At 44.0% G+C, this 6064-nt stretch carries 6 protein-coding genes; 2 read left to right on the top strand and 4 right to left on the bottom strand.

Annotated elements, in window-relative coordinates; genetic code table 11:
• Positions 1-283: 283 nt before the first annotated feature.
• Complete coding sequence (locus GWI56_RS13315) at positions 284-1147, top strand: Tim44-like domain-containing protein (protein WP_198573146.1); 864 nt, start codon at positions 284-286, stop codon at positions 1145-1147.
• Positions 1148-1374: 227 nt separating this feature from the next.
• On the opposite strand, the gene GWI56_RS13310 is transcribed toward GWI56_RS13315, so the two are convergent.
• From GWI56_RS13310 to GWI56_RS13300, 3 genes are all read right to left on the bottom strand, one after another.
• Positions 1375-1713: a hypothetical protein gene (locus GWI56_RS13310; RefSeq protein WP_198573145.1), complete on the bottom strand. Its 339-nt coding sequence runs from the start codon at positions 1711-1713 to the stop codon at positions 1375-1377.
• A 244-nt stretch (positions 1714-1957) separates the two neighbouring features.
• Complete coding sequence (locus GWI56_RS13305) at positions 1958-3322, bottom strand: sodium-dependent transporter (protein WP_198573144.1); 1365 nt, start codon at positions 3320-3322, stop codon at positions 1958-1960.
• A gap of 340 nt (positions 3323-3662) precedes the next feature.
• Positions 3663-4163 (bottom strand): Lrp/AsnC family transcriptional regulator, encoded by a 501-nt coding sequence (locus GWI56_RS13300; protein ID WP_198573148.1) that lies wholly within the window; start codon positions 4161-4163, stop codon positions 3663-3665.
• A 190-nt stretch (positions 4164-4353) separates the two neighbouring features.
• Here GWI56_RS13300 and GWI56_RS13295 point away from each other — a divergent pair, with 190 nt between their 5' ends.
• Complete coding sequence (locus GWI56_RS13295; protein ID WP_198573143.1) at positions 4354-5079, top strand: transporter substrate-binding domain-containing protein; 726 nt, start codon at positions 4354-4356, stop codon at positions 5077-5079.
• 83 nt (positions 5080-5162) lie between these two features.
• Here the strand turns inward: GWI56_RS13295 and GWI56_RS13290 are convergent, their stop codons facing one another.
• Positions 5163-5945, bottom strand: coding sequence for a phosphatase PAP2 family protein (locus tag GWI56_RS13290; protein ID WP_242068401.1), 783 nt, complete (start codon positions 5943-5945; stop codon positions 5163-5165).
• Positions 5946-6064 lie beyond the last annotated feature (119 nt).

Below are 6064 nucleotides of genomic sequence, written 5' to 3'. Positions count from 1 at the left end.
TCCATCAGATCACACTTCAAGGTGCAAGTTCACTCCAATCTAATGATTTATATGTAAATCATCAGGGGATTCTTCAGCGTCGAGCCTATAGGGATATATTTACGGCGTGTCACTGGAGTAGCGATGTGAATTGAGTTGTGCAGTCATTTTAAGCTAGCTGGATTAAACGTTTTGATGCAAGAAGGAAGTCCTCGCTCCGCAGCCTCCGATTTTTGCTAATTGACATATAATGTCATCCCGCTATTATGGCAGCACCTCAGATTACACGAACAAGATCCTATAAATGAAAAAGTTATTTATTATGCTGGCGATGATTTTTGCGGTTAGCTTAGTTACTAGCCCAGTCGTTGAAGCGAAAAAATTCGGCGGTAGTAAATCTATCGGCAAAAGCCATCAAACGGCTCCGGCTCAACCAGCGGCGACCAACACACCGACTACGGCGCCAGCGGGAGCACAGGGCAAAAAAGGTATGATGGGCGGCATGTTAGGCGGTTTATTAGCAGGTGGCTTATTGGCTGCGCTGTTTATGGGCGGTGGTTTTGAAAATATTCAAATCATGGATATTTTGATTATCGGTTTGCTGGCATTCGTGCTATTCAAAATCGTCCGTACTGTGATGGCCTCAAAAGCGGGTGCGCAGCCAAGACCAGCCTATGCGGGTGCTGGCCAACCCAATCCGAATATGCAGCGTCAACAGACTGAACAAACAGGTTTTGCCACCAATGCAAACAGCGGCAGCAATGGTTTTGGCCAATCGACAAGTGATGTGCCCTTTAATTTACCCGCGGGTTTTGATTTACCCGGCTTTTTGGAAGGCGCTCGCAGTCATTACAAAACTCTACAATTGGCTTGGAATGAAAACGATTTAAGCAAAATCCAAGAGTATGTTTCTATTGATCTTTACAATGAACTCAGCAACCAACGTCGCGAGTTAGTTGGCGATCAGCACACAGAAGTGATGTTTTTGGATGCAGAACTTGTCCGCGCCACACACAATGCAAATCTTGCGGAAGTGAGTGTTAAATTTAGCGGCCGCTATCGCGATACCGTTGAAGGCGTAGAAGAGGACATTAAGGAAATCTGGCATTTAGAGCGTAACGTAACACAAGCCAATTCACCTTGGTTAATTGTGGGTATCGAACAGTAATCAGCTCAGTGTTTAAAGCAGCCTTAATCTCTTAAGGCTGCTGTTTACATCCCCTTTCGTTTCAATCCAGCCTTCCCTCAGTAGTTCAACGTTATTGATTGAAAAAGCGCTTATCATTACTTTGACTGTTTTACTGGCTAGACAGTCGTTGCGTGACGAGTTGTAATTAAGTTACTCACTATGAGGGCTATTATTTATAGATTGTATTTTATAGCGCTAATTTTTCGTTAAGTTGAGGTGCTAATATATGGAGAAATAAGGTGGAGGCCAAAATCAGTTAAACCTTGTACTATTCCTAATTGAATTACAAATACTACTAATGTAAAAGTTAAACCTTTACCAAAGGATAGTTGAAAAATCTTGCTGTAAACTACTGATATTGCAATATATATCACAATTAGTCCAAACAATCCTTTGATGGCAATAACTATTGCAAATGCTAGTATTGTTCCAATCGAAACGGCTAAACCACAATGTATAATAGTTTTATTTTCTGCTTCAAATAATTCAGCTCCAATTTTTACTGGAACAATCGTTATTAATATCAAGATGAGCCACGCTAGCATAATAAAATCCATTTTATATGAAAATCTATTACAAAATTAATCTGCAACGTTTAAAGGCAATAAATTTAAATTGCTCTCATTGAGGGCTGATTATACTTATACAAAAATAAAGTGCTATACCTTATGTGTTTTTTAAGGTGGTTGGCATTATATATTTAAACAGAATAAAAGGGGGGGCTTAGTTTTTTGATTGTGAGCTAACAATCCCCGAATTCAGCGTGGATTGTTAGCTTTTGGAAAGAGGTTATACAAATTGTCTGATGGCTATGGCGATAATCAGCACTGGGCAAACATACTTCACATACTTTGGCCAAATGCGCCAGAAAAGTCCTGTGCTATCGACACCTTCTTGCCCACGAATTACCTTGAGCAGCTGGGTTTGGCGCCAAATCCAACCTAAGTAAATCGCAATACCGAGGGCGACCAGCGGCTGGGCGATTTGGGTGGTCAGCATTATAGTGAAACTAAATAGCGTCTCAAAAAATACCGCCAGTAATAAGGATAATGAGGTCAACAATAGGCCGATGATCAAGGTGGCGCGTTGACGGCTGAGTCCGAACTTTTGCATCACATAACTCGTCGGCACTTCGGCGATGGATATGGCCGAGGTTAAACCCGCGATGATCAGCAGAACAAAGAAAATCACTCTGATGATAAGGTTAGCCGTATCTCCTAAGGTGGAAAATAACGCGGGTAAGACAGTAAACACCAATGCATCCGAATCGAGTAATTTGCCCTCAGCATTAAAAATCTCCACGCCATTGTGCTGGGCCACATACATGGCTGGGATAATTAAGAAGGCTGCGAGAAAGGCGATGCCGCTGTCGGTAAAGGCAACCCAGACGGTCAGTTTGGCGATATTCTCTTTTTGGCTCAGATAACTGCCGTACACCATCATGGCACCTGTGCCTATGGTAAGGGAGAAGAAGGTTTGTCCGAGCGCACTGATCAAGGTATCTGGCGCCAGTGCCTTGGTAAAGTTAGGTGTGAGTAGCGCGCTTATCCCTTCGCTCGCGCCATTAAGGGTGAAGATATACGCCACGCCCGCGATCAGCATGATCAGTAATAACGGCATTAAGCGTTTCGACCATTTTTCTATGCCTTCTTGCACGCCTTGCAGTAATACCAGAAAAACCAGCGTGCTGAAGATCAGTGTAAACACTAGATTACGTGACAGCGAAAAATCCACTAGCCAAGCGGCGGTATCATTCGAGCCAAAGGCAGTGGCGATAGGCGCGATGGCAAAGCTGACAAACCAGCCGGAGAGAATACTGTAGAAGGTATAAATCAATCCCGCTGTCACTATGGAAAGCAAACCTATGCTCTTGCCTAAACCGTGGGTGAGCGAGTTGAAGCCGAGTTTACCCATGGCATCGGCGGGGTTGGTTTGCCCGTGGCGACCTATCATGAGTTCGGCCATCAGCATGGGAATGCCTAGGATGAAAATCAGCACTAAGTACACAAGTAGAAAGGCGCCACCACCATGGGTGGCCGCTTGGGTGGGGAATCCCCAAATATTGCCGACGCCAACGGCGCTACCTGCGGCCGCCATGATAAAACCTAAGCGTGAGCTGAAGTGGTTAGTTGAACTTGTATTGGCCGATTGCATTGTGCCTCCCGTAAAAAGAAGGCGTATCTTAGGCGGATAAATTAGGATTTCAACGCAATTTTAGTGCGTTAAAATGGTGTTAATCTGCAATAATTTATCTGTTTTTGGCTATAAGTTAATGTTGTGTGCTGCCTATCTGTTTTATGCGAGATTTTATTGCTATCAGGTGCGGCGGATGGTCGAGATTTGGCGAATCATTGCGATGATAAAAATTCATTGAATTGTGATCTTATGGTCAAAAAATACCGTATGGCAGATGTCTAACCGCTATTTTGTGCTATGAATGTTATTTGTGCCGCTGTCTTGTTTGCGGTGTTTGCTGTGACTGTCGGGTGTTGGCTTATGCTTGAATGTTGACATGCCCTAAGGGAATGGCCGTGTGGTCCTTAACCTTTTTGAGGACAAAGCTGGAATGCACCCCTGCGATATGCACGTTGGTCGTGAGTTTATCTAACAGGAAAGTGCGAAAGTGCGCCATATCTTGTACTAGCACTTTAAGTTGATAGTCGGCCTCTGAGCCCGTGATCAGCGCGCATTCTTGGACTTCTTCGTAGGCGAGTGCATTGGTTTCAAATTGATTGAGAATCGCCGGTGTATGTTTCTCCATTCGAACATGGATATACGCGGTCAAATGCAGGTTGAACTTATCCGCCGACAGACGCGTTGCATAATCGGCAATATAACCCGCTTCTTCTAAGGCTTTAACACGGCGCGAGCAAGGAGATGGCGATAGTCCGACTTTATTGGCCAGTTCGAGATTCGATAATCTGCCGTGAGTTTGCAGTAAGCGCAGAATCGTTAAATCGAGTTGATCGAGTTTGTAGTGGTGAGTGTCTGTCATCGAAAGCTTAGGGTTAACTGAGTCAGCCTCTAGTTTGCCAGTCTTAGCCGACTTTGCCAAAAATCTTGATCAAATGAGATATTTTAAAGGTTGTGACAGTGATAACGGATAGAGATTTTGGGAGTCGCGCTGTTTGGAACTCCCGTTATTTACCGCTAATGTTATGATACTAATAAGAGTGAGACACTGTATGCGCTTGAGTTTGTTGCTAATCTGCTTATTCATATTACCGACTTATGCATTTTCTGCATCGTTAACCATTGGTAGCGCTCTAAATCGACCGCCTTATATTATCGAAGATGCTGAATCAGGGCTTGAGATCGATATTATTAAGGCCGCGTTTAAGGAAATGGGGCAGCCAGTCAACTTCAAATTCTACTCTCGTAAACGCCAAGTTTTATATTTCAATAAAGATCGATTAGATGCTGTAATGACGATGAACCCTGCAAATGGCGTTGATGGTTATTGGTCCAATGATTATGTTGAATATACCAATGTGGCGATCAGCTTGGCCGAACAACGCCTTGAAATAACACGTATTGCGGATCTTAAAAAGTACAGTGTCGCCGCTTTTGAAAATGCTCGCTTCTTACTTGGCCCTGAGTTTAATGCCGTAGCGCAACAGACTATTTATCGTGAAGTCGATAGCCAATTAAGCCAGAACCGTATGTTGTACTTAGGTCGCATTAATACTGTGATTGCCGATCGTTATATATTCGCTCAACTGAATAAGTTCGTTGAGGATGATGTTGATACCCAGCAAGCATTAAGCTACCACTTTATTTTCCCCCCAACATCCTATCGAATGGTGTTCCACAACTCAGTGGCGCGGGATACTTTCAATCAAGGGCTCGCTAGAATTAAGGCCAATGGGATTTATCAGGCTCTAGTGGCAAAATACTTAGGCAGTGCTTAGCAATGCCTAAGTATTTAACTTCATAGTGTTTGAATCTGTCGTATTTGAGTCGACAGCCAAATCGAGACGCTGAATTAACAGCGTTAGCGCTCAGATCCTTTAGCAAACGCATGGGAGAGTGGACGCAACTTACTGACAAAGAACACGCTACATCCGCTGATGATGGCGGCTAAAAAGGTTGAAAACAGCACATCCTGCGGCCAATGCATGCCAAGCAGCATACGGCTTAATCCCATCAAAAATCCCCAGCTCCATAACGCCATGACTAAGCTAGGTAATCCAGCAAGTAGCAAATAGTAGCTGGCGGTAAGCACTAGCGTTACAGCAAAAATGGTATGTCCCGAAGGAAAAGAATAGCCGATTTCATCTTCCCAATGCTGATGGATCCGTGAGTCGAGTTTTAAGGCGGGTTCTGCAGCGATCAAGCCATCGAGTGCATTGGCAATTGTCTTTGAACGTGACTGTTTATCCAATTGATAAAAGGCATCGAGTGAAAGCGGTTCATGCTTAGGCAGTGTTTGTTCTGCTAGAAAAACGAGATTAGGTCTGGGTTCTTTAAAATAGGATTTTAGGGTGTGGCTTAAGCCTAAGCTGATAACTTGACTGAGGCTGATGGCAAAAAATAAACTTATAAAGAGTGGTTTAGGCATATGACGATAGGCGATCGCCAATACAAACAAGACTGTTGCGACGCCATAGGGCGCAGTGCCCGTCATGGTAATCCAATATAAGGTTTTGGCTAAGGTAGAGTGCAGATCGATCAGTGGAAACAGCTGATTCTGTGTCAGTAATAGTAAGCCCGGAATGGTTGCCAACAGTATCCAAGCTAAACCTAAACGGCGTAAAAGATAGACGCTATGGGTCAAAATATAAGCCTCTTCATAAAACGCCATAGGCTACAACGCGGCAATGGTTTTGCCAATAAAAAAATCCCGACAGCAAAAGATGGCGCTGTCGGGGTCTTCAAGGGTGGATCGGTAGGGCG

It is taken from the genome of Shewanella sp. DW31 (genome assembly GCF_015767295.1).
GTDB classification, from domain to species: domain Bacteria; phylum Pseudomonadota; class Gammaproteobacteria; order Enterobacterales; family Shewanellaceae; genus Shewanella; species Shewanella oncorhynchi.
This window is presented reverse-complemented; position numbering and strand designations above follow the sequence as displayed.

Bases quoted from the DNA above. Each gene is read 5' to 3' on its own strand.
- GWI56_RS13315 (WP_198573146.1), top strand. From the start codon at position 284: ATGAAAAAGTTATTTATTATGCTGGCGATGATTTTTGCGGTTAGCTTA.
- GWI56_RS13310 (WP_198573145.1), bottom strand. From the start codon at position 1,713: ATGCTAGCGTGGCTCATCTTGATATTAATAACGATTGTTCCAGTAAAA.
- GWI56_RS13305 (WP_198573144.1), bottom strand. From the start codon at position 3,322: ATGCAATCGGCCAATACAAGTTCAACTAACCACTTCAGCTCACGCTTA.
- GWI56_RS13300 (WP_198573148.1), bottom strand. From the start codon at position 4,163: ATGACAGACACTCACCACTACAAACTCGATCAACTCGATTTAACGATT.
- GWI56_RS13295 (WP_198573143.1), top strand. From the start codon at position 4,354: ATGCGCTTGAGTTTGTTGCTAATCTGCTTATTCATATTACCGACTTAT.